This is a genomic window from Streptomyces sp. NPDC012888 (assembly GCF_042900645.1).
Lineage (GTDB): Bacteria > Actinomycetota > Actinomycetes > Streptomycetales > Streptomycetaceae > Streptomyces.
The window spans coordinates 495,407-520,872 of sequence record NZ_JBIBBM010000002.1; the positions used below are offsets into that span (position 1 = coordinate 495,407).

At 72.3% G+C, this 25,466-nt stretch carries 19 protein-coding genes; 4 read left to right on the forward strand and 15 right to left on the reverse strand.

Features of this window, described 5'->3' with window-relative positions; genetic code table 11:
- Nucleotides 1-70 precede the first annotated feature (70 nt).
- Nucleotides 71-2,959 carry a vitamin B12-dependent ribonucleotide reductase gene (locus ACFY61_RS04575; protein ID WP_389466866.1) on the reverse strand — a complete coding sequence of 963 codons (2,889 nt, stop codon included), beginning with the start codon at nucleotides 2,957-2,959 and terminating at the stop codon, nucleotides 71-73.
- Between the two features lie 118 nt (nucleotides 2,960-3,077).
- Nucleotides 3,078-3,587 (reverse strand): transcriptional regulator NrdR, encoded by a 510-nt coding sequence (gene nrdR / locus ACFY61_RS04580; protein ID WP_389466868.1) that lies wholly within the window; start codon nucleotides 3,585-3,587, stop codon nucleotides 3,078-3,080.
- Nucleotides 3,588-4,085: 498 nt separating this feature from the next.
- On the opposite strand from nrdR, the gene lexA reads away from it, so the two are divergent.
- Nucleotides 4,086-4,877 (forward strand): transcriptional repressor LexA, encoded by a 792-nt coding sequence (lexA, locus tag ACFY61_RS04585; protein ID WP_389466871.1) that lies wholly within the window; start codon nucleotides 4,086-4,088, stop codon nucleotides 4,875-4,877.
- A gap of 79 nt (nucleotides 4,878-4,956) precedes the next feature.
- Here lexA and ACFY61_RS04590 read toward each other — a convergent pair whose 3' ends face one another.
- From ACFY61_RS04590 to ACFY61_RS04610, 5 genes are all read right to left on the reverse strand, one after another.
- Nucleotides 4,957-6,927 (reverse strand): ATP-dependent DNA helicase, encoded by a 1,971-nt coding sequence (locus ACFY61_RS04590; protein WP_389466873.1) that lies wholly within the window; start codon nucleotides 6,925-6,927, stop codon nucleotides 4,957-4,959.
- Between the two features lie 39 nt (nucleotides 6,928-6,966).
- Nucleotides 6,967-8,796 (reverse strand): IucA/IucC family protein, encoded by a 1,830-nt coding sequence (locus tag ACFY61_RS04595; protein ID WP_389467026.1) that lies wholly within the window; start codon nucleotides 8,794-8,796, stop codon nucleotides 6,967-6,969.
- A gap of 69 nt (nucleotides 8,797-8,865) precedes the next feature.
- Nucleotides 8,866-9,522, reverse strand: coding sequence for a GNAT family N-acetyltransferase (locus tag ACFY61_RS04600; protein WP_389466876.1), 657 nt, complete (start codon nucleotides 9,520-9,522; stop codon nucleotides 8,866-8,868).
- A 25-nt stretch (nucleotides 9,523-9,547) separates the two neighbouring features.
- Nucleotides 9,548-11,401 carry an IucA/IucC family protein gene (locus tag ACFY61_RS04605; protein ID WP_389466878.1) on the reverse strand — a complete coding sequence of 618 codons (1,854 nt, stop codon included), beginning with the start codon at nucleotides 11,399-11,401 and terminating at the stop codon, nucleotides 9,548-9,550.
- Between the two features lie 22 nt (nucleotides 11,402-11,423).
- Nucleotides 11,424-12,881, reverse strand: coding sequence for a diaminobutyrate--2-oxoglutarate transaminase family protein (locus ACFY61_RS04610; RefSeq protein WP_389467029.1), 1,458 nt, complete (start codon nucleotides 12,879-12,881; stop codon nucleotides 11,424-11,426).
- 163 nt (nucleotides 12,882-13,044) lie between these two features.
- Between ACFY61_RS04610 and ACFY61_RS04615 the strand changes: the two genes are divergently transcribed.
- A complete protein-coding gene (locus tag ACFY61_RS04615; RefSeq protein WP_389466880.1) occupies nucleotides 13,045-14,226 on the forward strand; it encodes a trypsin-like serine peptidase in 1,182 nt (393 codons plus the stop codon).
- A gap of 101 nt (nucleotides 14,227-14,327) precedes the next feature.
- Here the strand turns inward: ACFY61_RS04615 and hflX are convergent, their stop codons facing one another.
- The 6 genes from hflX to miaA all read right to left on the reverse strand — a co-directional run bounded on the left by hflX (nucleotide 14,328) and on the right by miaA (nucleotide 22,264).
- Nucleotides 14,328-15,806, reverse strand: a complete 1,479-nt coding sequence (hflX, locus tag ACFY61_RS04620; RefSeq protein ID WP_389466882.1) for a GTPase HflX — start codon at nucleotides 15,804-15,806, stop codon at nucleotides 14,328-14,330.
- 152 nt (nucleotides 15,807-15,958) lie between these two features.
- Nucleotides 15,959-17,404 carry a M1 family metallopeptidase gene (locus ACFY61_RS04625; RefSeq protein ID WP_389466884.1) on the reverse strand — a complete coding sequence of 482 codons (1,446 nt, stop codon included), beginning with the start codon at nucleotides 17,402-17,404 and terminating at the stop codon, nucleotides 15,959-15,961.
- 133 nt (nucleotides 17,405-17,537) lie between these two features.
- Nucleotides 17,538-19,619: a RelA/SpoT family protein gene (locus tag ACFY61_RS04630; protein WP_389466886.1), complete on the reverse strand. Its 2,082-nt coding sequence runs from the start codon at nucleotides 19,617-19,619 to the stop codon at nucleotides 17,538-17,540.
- Nucleotides 19,620-19,760: 141 nt separating this feature from the next.
- Nucleotides 19,761-20,630 (reverse strand): diaminopimelate epimerase, encoded by an 870-nt coding sequence (dapF, locus tag ACFY61_RS04635; RefSeq protein ID WP_389466888.1) that lies wholly within the window; start codon nucleotides 20,628-20,630, stop codon nucleotides 19,761-19,763.
- A 76-nt stretch (nucleotides 20,631-20,706) separates the two neighbouring features.
- Nucleotides 20,707-21,192 (reverse strand): hypothetical protein, encoded by a 486-nt coding sequence (locus tag ACFY61_RS04640; protein WP_389467030.1) that lies wholly within the window; start codon nucleotides 21,190-21,192, stop codon nucleotides 20,707-20,709.
- A gap of 133 nt (nucleotides 21,193-21,325) precedes the next feature.
- Nucleotides 21,326-22,264: a tRNA (adenosine(37)-N6)-dimethylallyltransferase MiaA gene (gene miaA / locus ACFY61_RS04645; RefSeq protein ID WP_389466889.1), complete on the reverse strand. Its 939-nt coding sequence runs from the start codon at nucleotides 22,262-22,264 to the stop codon at nucleotides 21,326-21,328.
- A 175-nt stretch (nucleotides 22,265-22,439) separates the two neighbouring features.
- On the opposite strand from miaA, the gene ACFY61_RS04650 reads away from it, so the two are divergent.
- Complete coding sequence (locus tag ACFY61_RS04650; RefSeq protein WP_389466891.1) at nucleotides 22,440-22,667, forward strand: hypothetical protein; 228 nt, start codon at nucleotides 22,440-22,442, stop codon at nucleotides 22,665-22,667.
- Between the two features lie 23 nt (nucleotides 22,668-22,690).
- Nucleotides 22,691-22,939, forward strand: a complete 249-nt coding sequence (locus ACFY61_RS04655) for an antitoxin (RefSeq protein WP_389466893.1) — start codon at nucleotides 22,691-22,693, stop codon at nucleotides 22,937-22,939.
- Between the two features lie 97 nt (nucleotides 22,940-23,036).
- Here the strand turns inward: ACFY61_RS04655 and ACFY61_RS04660 are convergent, their stop codons facing one another.
- Nucleotides 23,037-23,756 carry a hypothetical protein gene (locus ACFY61_RS04660; RefSeq protein WP_389466896.1) on the reverse strand — a complete coding sequence of 240 codons (720 nt, stop codon included), beginning with the start codon at nucleotides 23,754-23,756 and terminating at the stop codon, nucleotides 23,037-23,039.
- A 118-nt stretch (nucleotides 23,757-23,874) separates the two neighbouring features.
- Nucleotides 23,875-25,419 carry a tRNA (N6-isopentenyl adenosine(37)-C2)-methylthiotransferase MiaB gene (miaB, locus tag ACFY61_RS04665; protein ID WP_389466899.1) on the reverse strand — a complete coding sequence of 515 codons (1,545 nt, stop codon included), beginning with the start codon at nucleotides 25,417-25,419 and terminating at the stop codon, nucleotides 23,875-23,877.
- Nucleotides 25,420-25,466 lie beyond the last annotated feature (47 nt).

Consider the following 25,466-nt stretch of genomic DNA (forward strand, 5'->3'; position numbering starts at 1 on the left):
ACCTCAGCTGCCTCAGCCACCGGTGCGGACTACGCCGGGCGCCGTCGCGCCCGCCGCCGTTCCGCCCGGGTCAGCTGCAGCCGCTGGTCGAGCCGCAGCCCTCGCAGATGTAGCAGGAGCCGGCGCGCTGCATCTTCGTGCCGCAGGAGAAGCAGAGCGGGGCGTCCGCGGAGACACCGAGCTGCATCTCCACCAGTTCCGCGTTGGTGTGGGCCACCTGCTTCGGAGCCGGGGCGACCGGAGTGACCGGAGCGGCCGGGGCCGGCACCGCCGCCAGCGGGGCCGACTGGGCCAGGGACTCGGTGTCGATCTCCTCGTCGAGCGGCTCGTAGGAGCCGGTCTCCAGGTGGCGCTGGCGCTCCTCGGCGGTGTGGATGCCGAGTGCCGAGCGGGTCTCGAACGGGAGGAAGTCCAGGGCCAGCCGGCGGAAGATGTAGTCGACGATCGACTGCGCCATCCGCACGTCCGGGTCGTCCGTCATGCCGGCCGGCTCGAAGCGCATGTTGGTGAACTTCGAGACGTAGGTCTCCAGCGGCACGCCGTACTGCAGGCCGACCGAGACGGCGATCGAGAAGGCGTCCATCATGCCCGCGAGGGTCGAACCCTGCTTGGACATCTTCAGGAACACCTCGCCCAGGCCGTCGTCCGGGTAGGAGTTGGCGGTCATGTAGCCCTCGGCGCCACCGACCGTGAAGGAGGTGGTGATGCCCGGACGGCCCTTCGGCAGGCGCTTGCGGACCGGGCGGTACTCGATGACCTTCTCCACCGCCGCGCGGATGGTCTCCTCCGTCTTGGCGGTGACCTCGGCCTTCTCGGCCTCCTTCTTCTTCGCGGAGAGCGGCTGGCCGACCTTGCAGTTGTCGCGGTAGATCGCGAGGGCCTTGACGCCGAGCTTCCAGGCCTCGAAGTAGATCTCCTCGACCTCCTCGACGGTCGCCGACTCCGGCATGTTGACCGTCTTGGAGATGGCGCCGGAGATCCACGGCTGGATCGCGGCCATCATGCGGACGTGGCCCATCGGAGAGATGGAGCGCTCGCCCATCGCGCAGTCGAAGACCTCGTAGTGCTCGGTCTTCAGGCCGGGCGCGTCGATCACGTTGCCGTGCTCGGCGATGTGGGCGACGATCGCCTCGATCTGCTCCTCCTGGTAACCCAGGCGGCGCAGGGCCTGCGGGACGGTGCCGTTGACGATCTGCATCGAGCCGCCGCCGACGAGCTTCTTGAACTTGACCAGGGCCAGGTCCGGCTCGACACCGGTGGTGTCGCAGGACATCGCCAGACCGATGGTGCCGGTCGGGGCGAGGACGGAGGCCTGGGAGTTGCGGAAGCCGTTCTTCTCGCCGAGGCGCAGGACGTCCTGCCAGGCCTCGGTGGCCGCGGCCCAGACCGGGGTGTCCAGGTCGTCCATGCGCGGGGCGACGGCGTTGGCGTCGGCGTGCTGCTTCATGACGCGCTTGTGCGGCTCGGCGTTGCGGGCGTAGCCGTCGTACGGGCCGACGACGGCGGCCAGCTCGGCGGAGCGCTTGTACGCGGTACCGGTCATCAGCGAGGTGATGGACGCGGCGAGGGCGCGGCCGCCGTCGGAGTCGTACGCGTGGCCGGTGGCCATCAGCAGGGCGCCGAGGTTGGCGTAGCCGATGCCCAGCTGGCGGAAGGCGCGGGTGTTCTCGCCGATCTTCTGGGTCGGGAAGTCCGCGAAGCAGATGGAGATGTCCATCGCGGTGATCACGAGCTCGACGACCTTGGCGAAGCGCTCGACGTCGAAGGACTGGTTGCCCTTGCCGTCGTCGTCGAGGAACTTCATCAGGTTCAGCGAGGCGAGGTTGCAGGACGTGTTGTCCAGGTGCATGTACTCGCTGCACGGGTTCGACGCGGTGATCCGGCCGGACTCGGGGCAGGTGTGCCAGTTGTTGATCACACCGTCGTACTGGATGCCCGGGTCGGCGCAGGCCCACGCGGCCTCGGCGAGCTTGCGGAACAGCGCCTTGGCGTCGACCTCCTCGATGACCTCACCGGTCATGCGGGCGCGCAGGCCGAACTTGGTGCCGTTCTCGACGGCCGTCATGAACTCGTCGTTCACACGGACCGAGTTGTTGGCGTTCTGGTACTGGACGGACGTGATGTCGTCGCCGCCCAGGTCCATGTCGAAGCCCGCGTCGCGCAGGGCGCGGATCTTCTCCTCCTCCTTCACCTTGGTGGCGATGAAGTCCTCGACGTCCGGGTGGTCCACGTCGAGCACGACCATCTTGGCCGCACGGCGGGTGGCGCCGCCCGACTTGATCGTTCCTGCGGACGCGTCGGCGCCGCGCATGAAGGAGACCGGACCGGAGGCGTTGCCGCCGGAGGAGAGGAGCTCCTTGGAGGAGCGGATGCGGGAGAGGTTCAGGCCGGCGCCGGAGCCGCCCTTGAAGATCATGCCCTCTTCCTTGTACCAGTCGAGGATCGACTCCATGGAGTCGTCGACGGACAGGATGAAGCAGGCGGAGACCTGCTGCGGCTGCGGCGTGCCGACGTTGAACCAGACCGGGGAGTTGAAGCTGAAGATCTGGTGCAGCAGGGCGTAGGTCAGCTCGTGCTCGAAGATCTCGGCGTCGGCCGGGGAGGCGAAGTAGCCGTGGTCCTCGCCCGCCTTCGTGTAGGTCTTCACGATGCGGTCGATGAGCTGCTTGAGACCGGTTTCGCGCTGCGGGGTGCCGACCGCACCGCGGAAGTACTTGCTGGTGACGATGTTGACCGCGTTCACCGACCAGAAGTCGGGGAACTCCACGCCGCGCTGCTCGAAGTTGACCGAGCCGTCGCGCCAGTTGGTCATGACGACGTCACGGCGCTCCCACGTCACCTCGTCGTACGGGTGCACGCCGGGGGTGGTGTGGACGCGCTCGATGCGCAGGCCCTTGCCCGCCGCCTTGGTTCCCTTGGCGCGGGAACCACGTGCCGGGCCGCTCGCCGTCTCTGTCATGCCGCCTCCCATATGCGGGCAAAAACGCCCTAATGTGCCAGCAATATTTCGTGGCACGGTCTGACTTGATCTTCTGTAGCTCTGTGCGCGGACTGACCGGCCGCTTTGGGCCGCCCGGTCAGTCGGCGGCGGAGGCGGGCGCGGGAACCGGTCCGGTCCCGGCGGGGCCACACTCTCCGTGGGGAGGCCGCTGCCGCAGTTCGGCGATGGCGGCCTCGAAGTCTTCCAGCGTGTCGAATGCTCTGTAGACGGACGCGAAGCGCAGGTACGCGACGAGGTCGAGCTCCTGCAGGGGACCGAGGATGGCCAGGCCCACGTCGTGGGTGGTCAGCTCGGCGCTACCGGTGGCACGCACCGCCTCCTCGACCCGCTGGCCGAGCTTGGCGAGGGCGTCCTCCGTGACGGGCCGTCCCTGGCACGCCTTGCGCACGCCGGAGATGACCTTGGTACGGCTGAAGGGTTCCGTGACACCGCTGCGCTTGATCACCATCAGTGACGCGGTCTCCACCGTCGTGAAACGGCGGGAACAGTCCGGACACTGTCGGCGACGGCGGATCGACGTGCCGTCATCCGTGGTGCGGCTGTCGACGACGCGGCTGTCGGGGTGCCTGCAGAAGGGGCAATGCACGCTTACTCCACCCTCCCTCATGGCACGACTAGATGGCCCAGGGCATCCCGACCGGACAGCGCGGGGCTGTCGTGGGGGCTCCTGAAGCAGCCACCAGCATATGCGATCCCGTGAGCCTCAGAAGCCACGGGGAGCACAACTGCTGGGTGACTTCGCCCATCCAACCACTAGATCTTGTGTTTCGCAGGACACGGGTCCCTACCGCGTGTCGCGGGGTCCGGTGACCGGATTCCGGACGTCCGGCTGCCAGACTGGGCAGCGACCCCGGAAGGCTCCCGTCCGACCGGGAAGGGTACCGTAGGCGTGCGACGCCGGCCCGAACCCGCGTTCGGCGCCGCGGCCGACGGGCATCCGAATACGCGGCCTATACACCTCCTACTCCCATCACGCAGAGCAATCTGCGTTTTTTCACTCGAACGTGTGTTTGGCGCAACCTTTCGAAAGCAACTACCGTTGTCCAGCCAGGGGAGAACAATCCGTTCGAGAGGGGCCGCCGACGTGACCACCACCGCAGACAGTGCAACCATCACTGCCCAGAACCGCTCCCAGAGCCGAGTCGAGCCGGTGCATGCCATGAATGACGCAAGCCTGAATCCCGACGGTGACGCGGTTCGCCCCGCTCGGTCGCTGCCAGGCCGGCCCCCAGGCATCCGCGCCGACAGCTCCGGCCTCACGGACCGGCAGCGGAGGGTCATCGAGGTCATCCGGGACTCCGTGCAGCGCCGCGGCTACCCCCCGTCGATGCGCGAGATCGGCCAGGCCGTCGGACTCTCCAGCACCTCCTCGGTCGCCCACCAGCTGATGGCCCTCGAACGGAAGGGCTTCCTGCGGCGCGACCCGCACCGCCCGCGCGCCTACGAGGTGCGCGGCTCGGACCAGCCCAGCTCGCAGCCCACGGACACCACCGGCAAGCCCGCCGCCTCGTACGTGCCGCTGGTCGGCCGGATCGCCGCCGGCGGCCCCATCCTCGCGGAGGAGTCCGTCGAGGACGTCTTCCCGCTCCCCCGCCAGCTCGTCGGTGACGGCGAGCTCTTCGTCCTGAAGGTCGTCGGCGACTCCATGATCGAAGCCGCGATCTGCGACGGGGACTGGGTCACCGTCCGCCGTCAGCCGGTCGCGGAGAACGGCGACATCGTCGCGGCCATGCTGGACGGCGAAGCCACCGTCAAGCGCTTCAAGCGCGAGGACGGCCACGTCTGGCTGCTGCCGCACAACGCCGCGTACCAGCCCATCCCCGGCGACGAGGCCACCATCCTCGGCAAGGTGGTCGCCGTACTGCGGCGGATCTGATCCGCTGCCCCAGACGAACCCCGGGACCCACTGCGCCGGTCCCGGGGTTCTCTCGTGCCCGCCGGAACCGGCGCCCGCGCTACTTCCCGTCCGCCTTGGCGGCGGCGTCGATCGCGGCCAGGGAGCGGCGGACCTGGTTGCGGTCCGTGGTGTACCAGAAGTCCGGCAGCGAAGCCTTCAGGAAGCTGCCGTAGCGTGCCGTGGCCAGCCGCGGGTCCAGCACCGCCACCACACCACGGTCCCCGGAGGCGCGGACCAGCCGGCCGGCGCCCTGCGCCATCAGCAGGGCGGCATGGGTGGCGGCGACGGCCATGAAGCCGTTGCCCCCGTGCTCCTCCACCGACTTCTGCCGGGCGCTCATCAGCGGGTCGTCAGGACGGGGGAACGGGATCCGGTCCATGACCACCAGCTGGCAGCTCGGCCCCGGCACGTCCACGCCCTGCCACAGCGACAGCGTCCCGAACAGGCAGGTTCTCGGATCCGCCGCGAAGTTCTTGATCAGCTCGCCGAGGGTCTCCTCGCCCTGGAGCAGGATCGGGTTGTCCAGCCGGCCGCGCAGCTCCTCGGCGGCCGCCTTGGCCCCGCGCATGGACGAGAACAGCCCGAGCGTACGGCCGCCGGCCGCCTCGATCAGCTCGGCCAGCTCGTCCATCATGTCGCCCCGGGTGCCCTCCCGGCCCGGCGTGGCCAGGTGGCGGGCCACGTAGAGGATGCCCTGCTTCGGGTAGTCGAAGGGCGAGCCGACGTCCAGGCCCTTCCATGCGGGTGCGTCCTCGCCCTCGACCCCTTCCGGTGACAGCCCCAGCGAGCCCGCGACCCCGTTGAAGTCGCCGCCGAGCTTCAGGGTGGCCGAGGTCAGCACCACGGACCTGTCCTCGAAGAGCTTCTCGCGTAGGAGCCCGGAGACCGAGAGCGGAGCGACCCGCAGGGTGGCGCCGAAGCGGTCGTGCCGCTCGAACCAGACCACGTCGAACTCCGAGCCGAGGGTGATCCGCTCGGCCACCGCGTGGATGTTCTCCACCGCGGCGAGGGCCTGCTTGCGGACCGCGTCCTCGTCGTGGACCGACTTGTCGCGGGTGGAACCGAGCGCGGAGATCACGTTGCGTGCGGCGTCGCGGAGCGCGAGCAGGGCGTAGCCCAGGTCCTCGGGGACCACCTCCAGGCGGCCTGGCAGCGCCAGCTCCATGATCCGTTCGAAGCCCTCGGCGGCAGTCTGCAGGCTATCCGCGATCTTCTCGTCGACGAGCTTGGCCGAGCGCTTCACGGCCCGGTTGACCTGGCCCGGTGTGAGCTCCCCGGTGGCCACGCCGGTCACCCGGGAGACCAGCTCGTGGGCCTCGTCCACGATCAGCACCTCGTGCTGCGGCAGGACGGGGGCGCCCTCGATGGCGTCGATGGCCAGCAGCGCGTGGTTGGTGACCACCACGTCGGCCAGCTTGGCCCGCTCGCGGGCGGCCTCGGCGAAGCACTCGGCGCCGTACGCGCACTTGGTGGCGCCCAGGCACTCACGGGAGGACACGGACACCTGGGACCAGGCCTTGTCGGAGACGCCCGGCGTGAGGTCGTCGCGGTCCCCCGTCTCGGTCTCGTCGGCCCAGTCACGCAGCCGGAGCAGGTCCTTGCCCAGCTTGCTGGTGGGGGCGGCCGCCTCGAACTGGTCGAAGAGGCCCTCCTCCTCGTCCTGCGGCGCGCCCTCGTGCAGCCGGTGCAGGCACAGGTAGTTCGAGCGTCCCTTGAGCATGGCGAACTGCGGCCGGCGGCGGAGCAGCGGGTGCAGCGCCTCGACCGTGCGGGGCAGGTCACGCTCGACCAGCTGGCGCTGGAGGGCGAGCGTGGCCGTGGCCACCACCACCCGCTCACCGTGCGCGAGGGCCGGCACCAGGTAGCCGAGTGACTTTCCGGTGCCGGTGCCGGCCTGGATGAGCCGGTGGGAGGTGTCGTCGATGGCTTCGGCGACCGCTTCGGCCATGGCGACCTGGCCGGGGCGCTCCGTACCGCCGACGGCGGTGACGGCGGCGTGCAGCAGGTCGGGGAGGGAGGGCTTCGTCATAGCACTCCCAACCCTACGCGGCCGCGCCGACAGCCGGGTTCACAGTTGGTGCAGCGGATTGGGGACGGTGCCGTGCCGGACGGCGTGCGGGCGGTGTGGCCGGTCGCGGTAGCCGTCCTCGTAGAGGCGGTTCCGGTTCAGGCAGAGCCGGTCGATGCGCTCGGTGAGCAGGTCGAACAGCTCGTAGCGCTCCTTGAGCTCCGGGAAGCGGGTCTGGTGGCGGAGGATCTCCGCCCGTACGAGGGACCAGAAGGTGCTCTCCGGGACGTCGAGCCGGTCCGCGCAGATGGCCGCCAGGTATCGGAAGACGCCGACGAAGAGGCCGGAGTGGATGAACTGGGGAAGGAAGTCGGCGGCCTCGGTGAGCAGCACGGCGCGGACCTCCTCCGGCATGGCCGCGAGCTCGGGCAGCGGTTCGTCGCTGATGTTGACGTCGTCGACGAAGTCCTTGAGGGCGAGCCGGACCGGCACGTCCTGCTCGTCGAAGATCACGACGGCGTTCTCGCCGTGCGGTGAGAAGACGGTGCCGTACCGGTAGAGGAAGTGGAGCAGCGGGGGCAGCAGGGCGGCGAAGAGCCGGCGCAGCCAGTCGGTGGGGGTCAGACCGGACCGGGCGATCAGCTCGGCGGTGAAGGAGCGGCCGCGCGGGTCGGTGTGGAGCAGGCAGGCGAGGGTGCGGGCACGCTCGCCGGGGTCGAGACGGCCGGTCAGCGGCTCCCGCCAGATCGCCCCGAGGAGTTCCTTGTACTGGTAGGGGACCTCGGGGAGCCGTGTGTAGACGGGGTGGCGGACGGTGACGGAGGCCACCTCGCCCAGGAGGATCACCCGGCATTCGTCGCGGAGGAAGGGGTCGTTGTCGCGGAGGGAGTGGATCCAGGAGGTGACGGCGGGTGCGGCGAGGGCCAGCTCTTCGGGGAGGCCGCGCCAGACGAGGGTGTTGAAGACCGACAGCGGCAGTTTGACGCTGTGCCGCTCGGGGCGGGTCAGGTTGAGGAAGGTCCGGATGGACTGCTGCGGGATGCGTACGTCGGGGTCCTCGGGGAGCGGTACGAGGGCGCCCGAGGCGAGGGCGGGGGCGAACAGCGGCAGCACGACCTCGTCCCACTGCCAGGGGTGCACGGGCAGGTAGAGGTATCCCCGGGGGTCGAGGCCGCGGTCCCGGAGCGTCTGGTCGAAGCGGGCGCGGGTGGCGGGGTCAAGCTCGGCGGCGTACAGGGTGGCCGGGTGGTCCAGGGCGGCGGTGCCGCGGTAGGAGGCCAGGGAGGTGTGGGCGGCGAGCCAGGGCAGCCGCTGGCGGACGCGCGCCTCGGGGGCCCAGGCGGCGGTGTCCGAGGCGGAGAGGCCGAGGCGGCCCTTGTTCAGGACCAGCCAGGGGTGTCCGGTCTGGTGGCCTTCGAGGGCGGCGTAGTCGAGGTCGGCGAGCAGGTCGGCTGTGAGTGCGGTGTGGTCGATGCGGGCGTCAGCGGTCAGGGTGGCGCTGAGCTCGCGGACCAGGTGGCCCAGCGTGGTGCCGTCGAGACCGAGGAGGCCGCGGGAGCGGACGAGGAACTCGAAGGGGTCGGTGAAGGCGGAGGGGTGCGCGTGGGGTGCGGTGCCGGGCGGTGTGAGGGTGAGGGTGGTGGGGTCGACCTGCCAGCTGCCGTAGGAGCGGCGTCGGGCGCGGAAGCCGAGGCTGCTGCCGTCGTCCAGGGTGAGGCTCCAGGCGTCGCCCTCCGCGGCGTGGGCCGGCACTGGGGTGATGATCTCTTCGTATGCGAATTCGCCGAGCATTTTGGCGAGTAGCCGGCGCTCGGCGGATTCCCAGGTGGTGCCGTTGAGTTCGGGTGGAGTGGCAGGCGTCACGGAATTCCTCACGGCTTTCTCGGTGATGGGGAACTCGCCGGAACTGCACGGCGTTCTTCTGGTCGACGGGGCCGGGTCGAGCGGCGGGGCCGGGATTCAGAGAAGGGTCCGGAGGGCCCTTTCCCTGAGCATCAGCGCGGCTCGCTTGTCGGGCAGGTCGATTTCCGCGGCCAGGCGGAAACCGGAGTTCAGGAAGGCAGTGACGGAGGGGGTGTTGCGGATGTCCGGTTCGGCGACGACACGGGTGCAGCGGGGACGGTTGTCCAGCACCAGGTCGGCCACCGCGCGCAGCAGCGTGGTGCCGAGGCCGCGGCCTCGGTCCGCCGCGTCTCCGAGGAGCACGTGGATACCCGTGTCGTGGGGGCGTGCCGGGTAGTACCGGGCGAGCGGGTCGAGGTCGGCCTGGTAGATCTCCCAGTAGCTCATGGGAGTGCCGTCGAGCAGGCCGAGACAGGGGATGCTGCGGCTGTCGCCGTCCAGTTGTGGGCGCAGGTGCGCGGCGGTGACGGTGTCGGGTCCGCTGAGGTCCCAGAAGGCGTCCACCGCCGGGTCGTTCATCCACCGGGTGAGTAGCTCCAGGTCCCTCTCCAGGCGCACGGGTTCGAGCCTGAACCGGCCGAACCGGGTGCCGGCCTCGCCCCATGAGACGGGGCTGTCGAGCAGGTCGGCCTCGGCGAGCCGGGGCAGCAGTCCCGGGCTGAGCGGGAGGCGGACGGTACCGCCCGCGGCCGGGCGGGCGTCGATCGTTGGCATGGCGCTCTTCTTCCGGCGTGTGGGGTCAGTTGGTGTGGAGGGGGTTGTCGATGGTGACGTAGACGGACTGGGTGTCGACCGGGCCGACGAGCTCGTCGAGGCCGCCGAGGCGGGTGAGGAGGTTGCCCTTGCAGCGCAGGGTGGGCGAGTCGAGCAGCCGGCCGGGGAGCGGGCCGAGGTCGGCGGCCTTCCCCAGGAAGCGGCGGAAGGCGGCGATCAGGAGGCGTTCGTCGGCCAGGCCCTGGGAGCCGAAGGCGCCGATGAGGCCGAGGACGTTGTTGATGCCCAGGTAGTAGGCGAAGCGTTCGTCGGTGACGGCGTCGGAGACGAAGGTGTCGCTGGCGGTACCGATGCCGGGGAGTCGGCGATCGAGGGCGGCCCGGTGGGATTCGCGGAAGTAGTAGCCCTGGTTGTCGCGGAAGCGGCCGCCGACGGGCCAGCCGTCGCGGTCGAGCAGGACCAGGGTGTTCTGCTGGTGGGCTTCCAGGGCGATGCCGGCGATCGCGTCGAAGGCCAGCACGGGCAGGACGACGTGGTCGAGGTAGCGGAGGAACCACTCGGCGGAGACGGCACCGGTGGGTCGTCCGGTGCGGGCGGCGAGCCGGGAGACCAGGTCGGCGAGCCGGGAGCGCATGGTGGTGCGGCCCGGCCAGGGCCGGGGTGAGACGAGCGCGGCGACGCAGAGGGCGTCGTCGGCGGAGCGGAAGGGGTTGTGGCGGAGGAGGGCGTCGAGGCCGGGGACGGGGGTGCCGTCCGGGGCGTCGACGGCCACCCAGGCGGGGTCGCGGACGATGTCGAAGCAGGGGTGCGAGGCCTGCCATTCCTCGGCGAGGCCGGTGCGGAGCAGGCGGTGGACCTCGACTCCGCGGTGCAGTTCCTTGCGCAGGTTCTCGCGGCGGGAGTTGGTGATGCGCAGGGCCAGCGAGAGCTTGAGCATCGCGGGTGCGCCGGGCCGCAGGACCGTCCGTACGGAGGAGGTGGGGTACCAGGAGTCCCCGTGGGGGCCGAGGTCGTGCAGGAGGCCGGCGTTGAGCAGGGCGGCGACAGCGGGGCGCTGGAAGAGGTCGCGTGCCTGCCAGGGGTGCAGGGGAAGGGGGGTGGTGCCGGCCGGGAGGGGGAGGCCCGGGGCGAGCCGGGTGAGGAGCTGGGCCGCGGTGACGGGGCGGCCGCGTTCGGTCCAGGCGGATTCGGTGGCGAGCACGGCGGGGTCGACGGCGGTCCAGTGCAGGGGGAAGGAGCCGTGGAGTTCGGGTGAGTAGCGCCGGGCTTCGGCGTCGGAGAGTCCTTCGCGGCTCTTCGGGTCGGGCTGGAGGGGGTGGCCGAGCAGGAGGGACTGTTCGGCGGTGAGGAAGAGGTTGCCGGCCACGGGCTCCGGGGGTTCGGGGCGGCGTCGGCGGTCGGCGACGAAGGAGGTGAGGTGGCGGACGGAGTCGGCGACCCGGCCGACGGCATCGGTGCGGGGTCCGGCTTCGCGGGCGAGGAGGGCGGCGGCGGTGACGGCGTCCACGTCCGGGGCGGTGGCGGGGGTGCCTTCGATCCGGGCCGGTCCGAAACGGTGCCAGCCCGTGGGCGACCAGTGGCGGACGGGCGCGGCCAGGGCGCATCCGGACGCCGGCAGGGGGATGCGGAGGGTGTCGCCGTGGGGCCGGGACAGGCCGGTCTCCCGCACCCAGCACCGCAGGAGGTTCTCCACCGAGGCCGCTTCCGCGGCGGCGGCGGGGTCCGGGTGGTCCAGCGGGTCGGCCGTGCCGCGGGACGCCGGGGCAGGGCCGGGCGGGGCACCGGCTGCGGCGGCCTTCTGGCGTGGGACGGTCGCCGCCGGGGAGGGCTGGGGTTCGGGGGTGCCGGCGGGCCTGTTCGGGTCGGGTGTGGATGTCACCAGAGGTTCCTCGGGGGCTGGGTCAGGGGCGCCGGGCGCGTTCGGCGGCCGCTACGGCGTCGGCGAGCCGGTCCAGGACGGCACAGGCCTGCTCGTCGGTCAGGGTGAGTGGGGGGAGGAGGCGTACGACGGCGGAGTGGCGGCCGCCGAGCTCGACGATCAGGCCGCGTTCCAGGCACTCCTGACGGACCGCCGCGGCGAGGGCGGGATCGGCGGTGCGGTCCGTGCTCTCGGGGTCGACGAGCTCGATGCCGATCATCAGTCCGCGGCCGCGGACGTCGCCGACGCAGGGGTGGGCGGTGGCGAGGCCGTGCAGGGCCGCGAGCATGCGCTCGCCGAGTTCGGCAGCGCGTTCGGCGAGACGGTTCTGCCGGACGTACGCCAGGGTCGCGGCGCCGGCCGCCATGGCGAGCTGGTTGCCGCGGAAGGTGCCGGCGTGCGCGCCCGGTTCCCACACGTCCAGGCCGTCCCGGTAGACGACGACGGCGAGGGGGAGGCTGCCGCCGATCGCCTTGGACAGCACCATCACGTCGGGCACCACGCCGGCGTGGTCGACGCCCCAGAAGGCGCCGGTCCGGCCGACGCCGGTCTGGACCTCGTCGGCGATCAGCGGGATGCCGCGGGCCTCGGTGATCTCCCGCATCCGGCGCAGCCAGTCGTCGGGGGCGGGGAGGACTCCGCCCTCCCCCTGGACCGTTTCGAGGATCATCCCCGCGGGGGCCGGGATCCCGCCCTTCGGGTCGTCGAGGAGGGACTCGGTCCAGGCGGCGGCGAGGCGGGCGCCTTCGGGGCCGCCGACTCCGAAGGGGCAGCGGTAGTCCTGCGGGTAGGGCAGGCGGGTCACCCGGCTGTCGCGGGCTCCGCCCGAGGCGGCGAGCGCCCCGTCGGTCATGCCGTGGTAGGCGCCGGTGAAGGCGAGGAGTCCGGTGCGCCCGGTCGCGGTCCGGACCAGCTTGAGGGCGGCCTCGACCGCGTCCGTGCCGGCGGGCCCGCAGAACTGCACCCTGCCGTGCTCGGCCAGGGCGGGAGGCAGGTTGGCGAAGAGTTCGGTGGTGAAGGCGTCCTTGACCGGGGTGGCGAGGTCCAGGACGTGCAGCGGGGCGCCGGAGTCGAGCACGCTGCGGATGGCTTCGAGCACCACGGGGTGGTTGTGGCCGAGCGCGAGGGTGCCGGCTCCGGAGAGACAGTCGAGGTAACGGCGCCCGTCGGCGCCCTCGATGGTCAGGCCCCGGGCCCGCACCGGCACGATCGGCAGCGAGCGGGCGTAGGTACGGGCGGCTGATTCACGCACCGACTGGCGCCGGAGGATGGCACGGGCCGCCCCTGACTGCTCCGGCACCCTCGGCGGGTCGGGCTCGGCGGCGGGGGGCCCGGATGCCCCGCTGGCGGCGTGCTCGGTCAAGGCGGCCACGTCTGTCGGTCCTCCGCACGGATCGCTCGCGCATGGGTTGCGCATCGAACAAGAACGCTGTCCCCGCATCCCCCGTACGTACCAACGACGGTGTCCGCGCAGGATCACGGGTGGTTACAAGATCCTTGGCGGAACCGCGGACCCGCCCTGTGCCGTCCCCAACGGCATCGGCATAGTGGGGGGTTGCACTCCACGTCCCGAACGTCTCGAACCACCATGGGGGATTCACGACATGCGACCGATGCGACCGGTCACCGCCGTACTGTGCGCGGCAGCCCTGGCGCTGACCGCGGCGGCCTGCGGGCCGGGCGACGAGGAGGCCGGCGTCGACGCCAAGCCGACCGTCGCGGCCAGCAGCCCGTCCGGACCGGACGGCATCAAGATCCCGGAAGACTGGAAGGAAAGGCTCAAGGAGCGCGGGATCGACCTGGACAAGTGGAAGGGGGGTGCCTGGAAGAACTGGAAGAAGGAGGACTGGCTGCGCGAGGCCGAGGACTACGTCAACCCGATCATCGAGGACCTCTGGGACCCGGACCGCATGCGTGACGCCCGGCCCAAGCCGGAGCGGCCCGTCGTGGACCCCGACCTGGGCAAGGACCAGGGGGTCACCGACCCGGCACCGGCGCCGGTCCAGGCCAAGGCGGTCGCCGCCCCGTACCACCGGAGCGTTCCCGAGGCCGGCAAGGTCTTCTTCGACGGGCCCGAGGGTTCCATGGTCTGCTCGGCCACCGTGGTGAAGGATCCGGCGAACCCGGGCAAGTCCAACCTGGTGTGGACGGCGGGCCACTGCGTGCACGCCGGCGCCAAGGGCGGCTGGTACCGCAACATCGCCTTCGTGCCCTCCTACAACAACGCGGGCAAGTCGCAGGCGCAGCTCAAGGGCGCGAGCCGGGAGCAGGTCGCCCCGTACGGGGTGTGGTGGAGCGACTGGGCGCAGACCTCGGACCAGTGGATCGCCACCGGTGGTCCCACGGGCGGTGCCGGCGCCGCGTACGACTTCGCGGTGCTGCACGTGACGCCGGAGAAGGGCACGGGCAAGTCGCTGGAGGAGACGGTCGGTTCGGCGCTCCCGGTGGAGTTCAGCGCCCCGGCCGTGCCGAAGATCTCCAAGATGACCGCCACCGGGTACCCGGCCGGGGCGCCGTTCGACGGCCAGAAGGCCTACCAGTGCAATGACCGGCCGGGCCGGCTCTCGCTGAACCAGGGCGAGCCGGTGATGTACCGCATCGGCTGCACCATGACCGGTGGTTCCTCGGGCGGCGGCTGGGTCGCCGCGGGCGCCGACGGCAAGCCGGCCCTGGTGTCGAACACCTCGATCGGCCCGGCCAAGGCGTCGTGGCTGGCGGGTCCCCGTCTGGGTCCGGAGGCGAAGGGCGTCTTCGACGCCGTGAGCAAGAAGTTCGACCGCCGGTAGACCGGAGACGACAGGACGAAGGGCCGTGGTCCCCCGACTCGCGGGGGGCCACGGCCCTTGTCATGCCGGTCCGGGAACCACCCGGCCCGGCGGCTTTCGCGTCAGTGGGCCACCGGCACGTACGGAGCGAGCTCCGCCGCCAGTTCCTGGTGGACCCGCGCCTTGAGCAGGGTGCCCTCCGGGGTGTGCTCCTCGGAGAGGACCTCGCCCTCGGCGTGCGCCCGCGCCACGAGCGCGCCCCGGGTGTACGGGACGAGCGCCTCCACCTCGACCTCGGGCCGCGGCAGCTCGGCGTCGATGAGCGCCAGGAGCTCGCCGATGCCCTGCCCGGTGCGGGCCGAGACCGCGATCGAGTGCTTCTCGATCCGCAGCAGCCGCTGGAGGACCAGCGGGTCCGCCGCGTCGGCCTTGTTGATCACGACGATCTCCGGCACGTCGACCGCGCCGACGTCACGGATCACCTCGCGCACGGCGGCCAGCTGCTCCTCCGGGGCCGGGTGCGAACCGTCCACGATGTGCAGGATGAGGTCGGAGTCGCCGACCTCCTCCATGGTGGAGCGGAAGGCCTCGACGAGGTGGTGCGGCAGGTGCCGGACGAAGCCCACGGTGTCGGCGAGGGTGTAGACCCGGCCGGTCGGGGTCTCGGCCCGGCGCACGGTCGGGTCGAGGGTCGCGAACAGCGCGTTCTCGACCAGCACGCCCGCGCCCGTGAGCCGGTTGAGCAGGGAGGACTTGCCGGCGTTGGTGTAGCCGGCGATGGCCACCGACGGCACCTTGTTGCGCTTGCGTTCCTGTCGCTTGAGGTCGCGGCCGGTCTTCATCTCCGCGATCTCCCGGCGCATCTTCGCCATCTTCTCGCGGATCCGTCGCCGGTCGGTCTCGATCTTGGTCTCACCGGGGCCTCGGGTGGCGAGACCGCCGCCCTTGCCGCCGCCCATCTGCCGGGACAGCGACTGACCCCAGCCGCGCAGGCGCGGCAGCATGTACTGCATCTGCGCGAGGGCGACCTGGGCCTTGCCCTCTCGGGACTTCGCGTGCTGGGCGAAGATGTCGAGGATCAGGGCGGTCCGGTCGATCACCTTGACCTTGACGACGTCTTCGAGGGCGATGAGCTGGCCGGGGCTGAGCTCGCCGTCGCAGACCACGGTGTCCGCACCGGTCTCCACGACGATGTCGCGCAGCTCCCGCGCCTTGCCGGAGCCGATGAAGGTGGCCGGGTCGGGCTTGTCGCGGCGCTGGATCACGCCGTCGAGCACGAGCGCACCCGCCGTCTCGGCGAGTGCCGCGAGTTCCGCCAGGGAGTTCTCCGCGTCCTGCGAGGTCCCGGAGGTCCAGACGCCCACCAGCACGACGCGCTCCAGGCGCAGCTGGCGGTACTCGACCTCGGTGACGTCCTCGAGCTCGGTGGAGAGGCCTGCCACGCGGCGCAGGGCCGCGCGCTCGGAGCGGTCGAACTGGTCGCCGTCCCGCTCCCCGTCGATCTCATGGCTCCAGGCGACGTCCTCCTCCATCAGGGCATCGGCCCGAAGGCTCTCGGTAAAGCTCTGTGCGTCCTGGGAAGGGGAAGAAGAGGAGGTCATTGGATCCTTACGTCGAAACGGATGCTGATACGCATGTGCTACGGGTACAACGTGTCACACCGCCGGGGGATTCCCGGCACCGGAGGTCTTCCGTGCCGTCGACCCTCTGGCCGCGGGTACCCGTCGATGGTGGCATGCCCGTTCCCCGGCCGTCACACGCTTTTCGGGGCACTCCATTCCGGATGCCCGGGCATCGGCGGGGTGGTCGTCCCGTACAGCCAGGGCCGCAGCCACGCGGTCAGGTCCCGTCCCGCCTCCTCGGAGGCGAGCCGTACGAACTCCTCGGTGCCGGCCACGGAGTCCGCGTACTCGGTGACCCAGCGGCGCTGCACGCGCTCGAAGGCGGGGGCGCCGATCTCCTGGCGCAGCGCGTAGAGGACCAGCGCGGAGCCGTCGTACACCACGGGCCGGAAGAGGCTGATCTTCTTGCCCGGCTCGGGGCCCTTGGGGGCCGCGGGGGGCCCGCCGGCGGCCCGCCACTGGTCGGAGCGCTGGTAGGCCTCGCGCATCCGGCGCTCCAGGGAGTACTTGCCGAGGCCGTCGGCGTACAGGGCCTCGTACCAGGTGGCGTGGCCCTCGTTGAGCCACAGGTCGGACCAGGTGCGGGGGGTCACGCTGTCGCCGAACCACTGGTGGGCGAGTTCGTGGACCATGACGGACTCGACGTACCAGGCGGGGTAGGAGGCGCCCGTGAACAGGCCCCGTTCGAAGAGGGAGAGGGTTTGGGTCTCCAGCTCGAAGCCGGTGGTCGCGTGGGCGACGAGGACGCCGTACGTCTCGAAGGGGTAGCGGCCGAGGCGCTCCTCCAGCCACCGCATCTGCTCGGGGGTCTTCCGCAGCCAGGGTTCGAGCCGTTCGCGGTCGGCGGCGGGCACGACGTCGCGCAGCGGCAGGCCGTGCGGGCCGGTCCGGCGGACCACGGCGGAGTCGCCGATGGAGACCTGGGCGAGCTCGGTGGCCATGGGGTGGGCGGTGCGGTACGTCCAGGTGGTGACGGCCACGCCGGACCGGCGTGGCGGGGCGACGGGGAGGCCGTTGGCGACGGCGGTCGTGCCGTTCGGGGCGGTGATCCGGAAGGTGAAGAGGGCCTTGTCGGCGGGGTGGTCGTTGCAGGGGAAGACGCGGTGGGCGGCGTCGGCCTGGTTGGCCATGGCCAGGCCGTCCCGGGTGGGCACCCAGCCGCCGTCGCCGCGGCCGCGCGGGTCGCTGGTGTGCCGGACGGTGATGTGCAGGCGGGAGTGGGCGGGGAGGGGCCGGGCGGGGGTGAGGACCAGGTCCTCGCCGGCGGCCTCGAACCGTGCGGGTGCGCCGTTGACCTGGGCGGAGGCGACCGTTCCGTGGGTGAAGTCGAGGTTGACCCGGTCGAGGGGGCGGTCGGTGCGGGCCTCGATGACGGTGACCGCGTCGAGCGGGGTGCGGTTGTCCCGGTACGCGAAGGACAGGTCGTACGTGAGCACGTCGTACCCGGGGTTGCCCAGCTCGGGGAAGAGCCGGTCGCCGATGCCGAGGGGCTGGGGCGGGGGCAGTACGGCGGCGACGAGGCCGAGCGAGGCCGCGGCGAGCAGGACGGCACGCAGGCGGGGGGAGGTGAGGCGCATCCCCTACGCGATACCAGGGGCGGCGCGGCGGGCCGGGGCGGCGCGGCGGCCGCGGCCGCGGGCCCACCCGAACGGGTCGGCTCCGCCCGCGACCCCGCTCCCGGTGCGCGGCCGGCGCGCGGGACGGCCGCCGTCAGGCGCGGCGGACGTCGTAGACGCCGGGGACGTCGCGCATGGCGCGCATCAGGGCGGGGAGCACGGTCGCGTCGGGCAGCTGGAGGGTGTAGATGTGGCGGACGCGCTGCTCGTTCGGCGGGTCCACGGTGGCGGAGACGATGTCGGCGCCCTCGCGGGAGATGGCTTCGGTGAGGTCGGCCAGCAGGTGGGGGCGGCCGAACGATTCGGCGCGCAGGGTGACCCGGCAGTCGGCGGTGGCGCGCCACCTCACGGCGACTGAGGTACGGCCCAGGGAGCGCATCTGGTCGACGGCGGGACAGTGGACGCGGTGCACGGTGACGGCGCCGCCCCGGACCACGAATCCGGCGATCGCGTCGGGCGGCACCGGGGTACAGCACCCGGCGAGCCGGACCGGCGCGTCCGGCAGGTCGGCGACCGCGTTGCCGCCGCCGCCGCGGGCGCCGACCACGGAGAGCGGGGCCCTCGGCGCCGCCGGGACGGTCCGCGCCCCGTCGGGGTGGGCTTCCAGCCAGCGGCTGATGGCGATCCGGGCGGCGGGGGTACGGGCGTGGTCGAGCCAGTCGGGGGCGGGTCCGGAGGAGGCGTCCTGGGCGAGCAGCAGCTGGACGGTGTCGCCGTCGGCCAGCCGGCTGCCGAGGGAGGTGAGCCGTCCGTTGACGCGGGCGCCGACGCAGCCGTGGGCGGCTTCGCCGTGCCGGGCGTAGGCGGCGTCCACGCAGGTGGCGCCGGCCGGGAGGCTGATGGTGCGGGAGACCCCGCCGGTCTCCTCGCAGCAGACGGTGATCTCGCGGTCCTGGGCGAGTTCGGCGCGCAGGGAGGTCCAGAAGGTGTCGGCGTCGGGGGCGGACTGCTGCCAGTCGAGCAGCCGGGACAGCCAGCCGGGCCGGGTCGGGTCGGTCCGCTCCTCGTCGGACTCCCCGGCGGCGCCCGTCTCGGGCAGGGCGTAGGGGTTGCCGAGGGCGACGACTCCGGCCTCGGCGACCCGGTGCATCTGGCGGGTGCGGACGATGACCTCGGCGACCTGGCCGTCGGGCGTGGCGACGGCGGTGTGCAGGGACTGGTACAGGTTGAACTTGGGTACCGCGATGAAGTCCTTGAACTCGGAGACCACCGGGGTGAAGCAGGTGTGGAGTTCCCCGAGCGCCCCGTAGCAGTCGGCGTTCTCGGCGACGAGGACGAGCAGCCGGCCGTAGTCGGAGCCGCGCAGTCCGCCGCGTTTGAGGCTCATGCGGTGGACGGAGACGAAGTGGCGGGGCCGGACCACGACCTCGGCGGCGATGCCCGCCTCGCGCAGGACCGTCCGTACGGACTCGGCGATGGCGGGCAGCGGGTCGTTCTCGCCGGCGTGGGCGGCGATGAGCGCGCGGGTGCGCTCGTACTCCTCGGGGTGGAGGATCGCGAAGACGAGGTCTTCGAGTTCGGTCTTGAGCGCCTGGACGCCGAGGCGCTCGGCGAGCGGGATCAGCACGTCGCGGGTGACCTTGGCGATCCGGACCTGTTTCTCCGGGCGCATCACGCCGAGGGTGCGCATGTTGTGCAGGCGGTCGGCGAGTTTGATCGACATGACCCGGACGTCGTTGCCGGTGGCGACGAGCATCTTGCGGAAGGTCTCGGGTTCGGCGGCGGCCCCGTAGTCGACCTTCTCCAGCTTGGTGACGCCGTCGACGATGAAGCAGACCTCGGCGCCGAACTCGGCGCGCACCTGGTCGAGGGTGACGTCGGTGTCCTCGACGGTGTCGTGCAGCAGGGAGGCCGTCAGGGTGGTGGTCTCGGCGCCGAGCTCGGCGAGGATCAGGGTGACGGCCAGGGGGTGGGTGATGTAGGGCTCGCCGCTCTTGCGCATCTGCCCGCGGTGGGAGGACTCGGCGAGCACGTAGGCGCGGCGGAGGACGGACAGGTCGGCGTCCGGATGGTGGGCGCGGTGCGCCTCCGCGACGTGGCTGATGGCGTCCGGGAGCCGGTCGCGGGGGGCCGGTCCGAGCAGTGCGGCACGCCCGAGCCTGCGCAGATCGAGCCTGGTCCGGCCGCGTCTGGCGAGCTCGGGGCGGGCGTCGGGGTTCGTGGCCTCTGCACTCATGGGGCACCTCCGGCTGCTTCGACCGGCGGTGGTGGGCGTGGGGTGAGCCCTCAGGGCCGGTGCCTGATGCTACCGACCCCACCACGTGGCGGAGTCCGGCTCTCGCTGAGCGTGAAACGGATCACCCATGAGAGGGAATCTTCAGGCGAAAGCCGTTTCGGTGATCCAGGCGGGGTCGAACTCTCCGGCGGCGACGATGACGGCCGGTCCGGTCATCTCCACCGTGCCGTCGGGGAGCTCGGTGATGACCAGGGTCCCGCCGGGCAGGTCGACGGTGTACGCGACCGGCTCGCCGGTGACGGAGGGGTCGGCGCCGTCGCGCCGGATGGCGGCGACGGCCACGGCGCAGGCGCCGGTGCCGCAGGAGCGGGTCTCGCCGGAGCCGCGCTCGTGGACGCGCATGGCGACGTGGCGGGGGCCGCGGTCGACGACGAACTCGACGTTGACCCCGTCGGGGTAGACCCCGGCGGGCGCGAAGGGCGGGGGTGCGAGCAGGTCGCCGGCGTCGTCGAGGCTGTCGACGAAGGCCACCGCGTGCGGGTTGCCCATGTTCACGTTGCGGGCGGGCCAGCTGTGGGCGCCGACGGTGACGGTGGCCTGCTCCTCGGGGAGCACGGCGCGGCCCATGGAGACGGTGACGTCCCCGGTCTTGTGCAGGTGGACCCGCTTGACGCCGCCGCGGGTGGCGACGGCGAGGTCACCGGCCTCGACGTGGCCGGCGTACTGGAGGTAGCGGGCGAAGACGCGGACGCCGTTGCCGCACATCTCGGCGATCGAGCCGTCGCTGTTGCGGTAGTCCATGAACCACTCGGCCTCGTCCGCCATGGACCTCGCCTCGGGGTGCGCCGCGGACCGCACGACGTGCAGGACGCCGTCCCCGCCGAGACCGGCGCGGCGGTCGCAGAGCCTGGCGACGGCGGCGGCCGACAGGTCGAGGGCGTTGTCCGGGTCGGGGAGGATCACGAAGTCGTTCTCGGTCCCGTGGCCCTTGAGGAAGGCGAGGCTGGTCACGGGCCCATGGTACGGGCGCCTCCCCCGCGGCCGCACGGGCCCCACCGGCCCCGGCGGCCCCGTCCGGACGGCCGGGTCAGCGCAGCCGGGCGACGCGCCAGACGGCCAGCGCGACCACGGCCAGGGCGACCAGGGTGTAGAGGGCGATCACGCGCCAGTCGGAGCGGACCCCGGACCCGCGGGCGGGCAGCCCCGGCCAGGTGTAGCCGACCCGGCGGGCGGCCATCATGCCCCAGCCGCCGGCGCAGGAGCTGATCAGCAGGCCGAGCATGGCGACGACCGCGCCGCCGTCCCCGAACTCGAAGGCGAGCGGGAAGGCGAACATCAGGGAACCGGCTGCGGCCAGCATCACGATCGGGGCGATCTGCCAGATGCGCAGCCGGCGCTGCGGGCGGATCTCGACCTCGACGGCGGGCCCGGCGGCCTCCTCGGCCTCGGCGGGGTCCGGGCCGTCCGGGGACAGCCGTGCGGGTTCCGCGGGCAGGCCGAGTCCGTCCTGGAGCATCGGGTCCGCTTCCCGCCGGGTGTCGTCCCGCCCGGTGTCGCGAGGGCCGGCCTCCATCGCCACGCGCCCTCCCCACTCGGACTTGTAAGCCGCCGTTCACCACCGCCGGTGATTACACCGGCGGAATTTGATGATGGCACGGCCCGGGCCCCGCGACGGGCGCACGGGGCGTCCCGATGCCATCACGTGATCAGGCTGTAACCGCTCGTTCGACCAACGACCGGGCGAGTCCGGCGAGTTCCCCGCGGTCCGCGGCGGCCCCGCTGAGCCAGTGGACCCGGGGGTCACGGCGGAACCAGGAGTCCTGCCGGCGCGCGAAGCGTTTGGTGGCGCGCACGGTTTCGGCGCGCGCCTCCTCCTCGGTGCACTCCCCCGCCAGGGCGGCCAGCACCTGCTGGTAGCCCAGCGCCCGGGAGGCGGTGATGCCCTCGCGGAGCCCCTGCGCCTCCAGCGCGCGGACCTCGTCGACCAGGCCGGCCTCCCACATGCGGTCCACCCGCAGGGCGATGCGTTCGTCCAGCTCGGGGCGGCCGACGTCCACGCCGATCTGCACGCAGTCGTAGACCGACTCGTGCCCGGGCAGGTTGGCGGTGAACGGCTTGCCGGTGATCTCGATGACCTCCAGCGCGCGGACGATGCGCCGGGCGTTGCTGGGCAGGATCGCGGCGGCCGCGGCCGGGTCGGCGGCGGCCAGGCGGGCGTGCAGGGCGCCGGAGCCGAGCCGTTCGGCCTCCTCCTCGAGGCGGGCGCGGACCCCCGGGTCGGTGCCGGGGAACTCCATGGCGTCGAGGGCGCCGCGCACGTACAGGCCGGAACCGCCGACCAGGACGGGGGTGCGGCCCTCGGCGAGCAGCCGGTCGATCTCGGCGCGGGCGAGGCGCTGGTACTCGGCGACGCTGGCGGTCTCGGTGACGTCCCAGATGTCGAGCAGGTGGTGGGGGACGCCACCGCGCTCCTCGGTCGTCAGTTTGGCGGTGCCGATGTCCATCCCCCGGTAGAGCTGCATGGAGTCGGCGTTGACGACCTCACCGTCGAAATGGCGGGCCAGGGCGACGCCCAGATCGGACTTTCCGGCCGCGGTGGGTCCGACGACGGCGATGACCCGCGGGGCGGGGGCTGCACTTCTCACCTGAACAGTCTCGCAAACACGGAAGACGGCTACCCGAACGAGTTACGTGACGTGCGGTGCGGGCGGTCGTTGCCCTGGCGTGGTTCCGGCCGGTACGCGTCGCCTCGCGGGGTCGCCGCGACCCGTCCGACCAGCGCGGAACTTCACCCGCACGAGTAACGTTAGGGGAGTAGACATGGGCGTTTTTGACCGGTTCTTCCGCCGCAAGAGCGAGGTCCCGACGGACGGGGCCGAGCAGGTCGCGGACGGAGCGCCGACCGAGGATGCGGGGACCGGGCCGGAGGCCGGGACCCCCGCCGAGGCGGCGGCCGCGCCGCCCGCCGCGGAGGCTGCGGAGATCCCGAAGCAGCAGTCCGCGGAGGTGGCGGCGGACAACGGAGCCGGCGAGGGCGCCCGTACGTAGCTACCGCCAGGAGAAGGTGACCCATGGGCCTGCTGGACAATCTCAAGGCCAAGCTCGCACCGGCCAAGGACAAGGTGGGGGGCCTCGCGCAGCAGCACGAAGGCCGGATCGGTCAGGGACTGGACAAGGTCGCCAAGGCCGTGGACTCCAAGACCAAGGGCAAGTACGCGGACAAGATCGAGACGGGCACGAGCAAGGCGAAGGACGCCCTGGGGAAGATCGCCCACAAGGACGCCCAAGGAGGCGGCCCCACCCCTCCCGCCGGCTCCTGACGCGTTCCACGAGAAGGGGGCGCGGGGCAACGGGCCCCGCGCCCCCTTCGTGCGTGCCGTGAATGAGGCCCCGTGGCGGGTCGGGAGCCGGGTGCGGTCAGGACCAGGCGGCGACGAAGTAGCCCACGCCGTACGGGGCGGCCTCGAAGAGCAGCCGTCCGGCGAGGCCCGCGCCGGCAGCGGCGCCTGCCAGCACCTGCCAGGGGGCGCGGCCCGCGGCCTTGAGTTCGTGCGCCAGGCCGGCGTCCAGGTCGGCGAGGGCGGCGGTGTCGGCGGCGCCCAGGGCGCGGGCGGCGGCGGCGTCGAAGGCCTCGGCCCGCTCGTCGAGGTAGCCGGGGGCCTTGAGGGTGCGGCAGGCGCTTCCGTCGCCGAGGACCAGCATCGCGACGCGGTCGGCGGAGCCGCCGAGGTCGGCGCCGAGCGCGGCGCAGGCCCGCGGTTCGAGCCGGTCGGCGACGGCCACTCCGGCGATGGGGGCGGCCGCCCAGCGGGCCTTCTCCAGCAGCCAGGCGCCGACGGCGAGCGAGGCGGGGAGGGTGTCGCCGGTGGCCTCCCCGGTGCGTTCGGCGGTGGCGCTGCCCAGGGTGACGTCGAGGTCGACCCCGAACGCGGCGAAGGACCCGGGGGTGCCCTCGTCGTAGCCACCGCCCCGCTCGGCCGCCCCGACCACGACGAGCAGGTCGGGCCGGGAGGCGGCGAGCACGGCGAGGGCGTCGGAGCAGGCGGTACGGGCGTCCGCGAGCTCCTCGGCGGCGCCTGCGGCGACGGCGGGGACGAGCAGCGGCGGGGCGGGGCATACGGCGGCGGCTACGAGCATGATCCGCAGCGTAGCGTTCCCGGCGCGGCGGGGCCGGGGCCGGGCCGGGCCTGGCGCGGCCCCGGCTCAGGCGTGGCCCACGCCTCAAGCGGGGCCAGCCTCAAGCCGGACCCACGCCTCAGGCAGGGGTCGAGCAGCCCGCCGTGGAGGTGCCGCAGCCGGTGGTGACGGCGGGGAGGGGCGCCGGGGCGCCGAGGGTCGGGATGCCCAGCATCACGCCCTGCGGCTGGGCCGGGGCGGCGTTGCGCTTCTCCCAGGCGTCGCCGGCGCGGGTGCGGCGCACCGCGCCGGCGGGGACGGTGCCCTCGGCGAGCAGGTGGTGCGGGGCCGCGTAGGTGATCTCGACCGTGACCACGTCGCCGGGCCGGACCTCGGCCTCCGGCTTGGTGAAGTGCACGAGGCGGTTGTCGGGCGCGCGGCCGGAGAGGCGGTGGGTGGCGCCGTCCTTGCGGCCCTCGCCCTCCGCGACCATGACCTCCAGGGTGCGGCCGACCTGCTTCTTGTTCTCCTCCCAGGAGATCTCCTCCTGGAGGGCGACCAGGCGCATGTAGCGGTCCTGCACGACTTCCTTGGGCACCTGCCCCTCCATGGTGGCCGCCGGGGTGCCGGGGCGCTTGGAGTACTGGAAGGTGAAGGCGTTGGCGAACCGGGCCTCCCGCACGACGTGCATGGTCTGCTGGAAGTCCTCCTCGGTCTCGCCGGGGAAGCCCACGATGATGTCGGTGGAGATGGCCGCGTGCGGGATGGCGGCGCGCACCTTCTCGATGATCCCGAGGAAGCGCTCCTGCCGGTACGAGCGGCGCATCGCCTTGAGGACCGGGTCGGAGCCGGACTGCAGGGGCATGTGCAGCTGCGGCATCACGTTCGGGGTCTCGGCCATCGCCGCGATCACGTCGTCGGTGAAGTCGCGCGGGTGCGGGGAGGTGAAGCGGACCCGCTCCAGGCCCTCGATCTCGCCGCAGGCCCGCAGCAGCTTGCTGAACGCCTCGCGGTCGCCCAGGTCGGAACCGTAGGCGTTGACGTTCTGGCCGAGCAGGGTGATCTCGGAGACGCCCTCAGCGACCAGGGCCTCGACCTCGGCGAGGATGTCGCCGGGACGGCGGTCCTCCTCCTTGCCGCGCAGCGCCGGGACGATGCAGAAGGTGCAGGTGTTGTTGCAGCCGACGGAGATGGAGACCCAGGCGGCGTACGCGGACTCGCGGCGGGTCGGCAGGGTGGACGGGAACGCCTCCAGCGACTCGGCGATCTCGACCTGCGCCTCCTCCTGGACGCGGGCGCGCTCCAGCAGCACCGGCAGCTTGCCGATGTTGTGCGTGCCGAAGACCACGTCGACCCAGGGGGCCTTCGTGACGATGGTGTCCCGGTCCTTCTGGGCGAGGCAGCCGCCGACGGCGATCTGCATGCCGGGGCGCCTGGTCTTCATCGGGGCGAGCCGGCCGAGGTTGCCGTACAGCTTGTTGTCGGCGTTCTCGCGGACCGCGCAGGTGTTGAAGACGACCACGTCGGCGTCACCGTTCGAGCCCTCGGGGGCGCGGACGTAGCCGGCTTCCTCCAGCAGACCGGAGAGCCGCTCGGAGTCGTGCACGTTCATCTGACACCCGTAGGTGCGGATCTCATAACTCTTGTTCACGCCCACTGCCTGGCTCCGGTCGCTGCTGGTCATGCATCAAGGGTAGGTGGTGCCGGGAGGGTGCTCGCCCGGACCGGCCG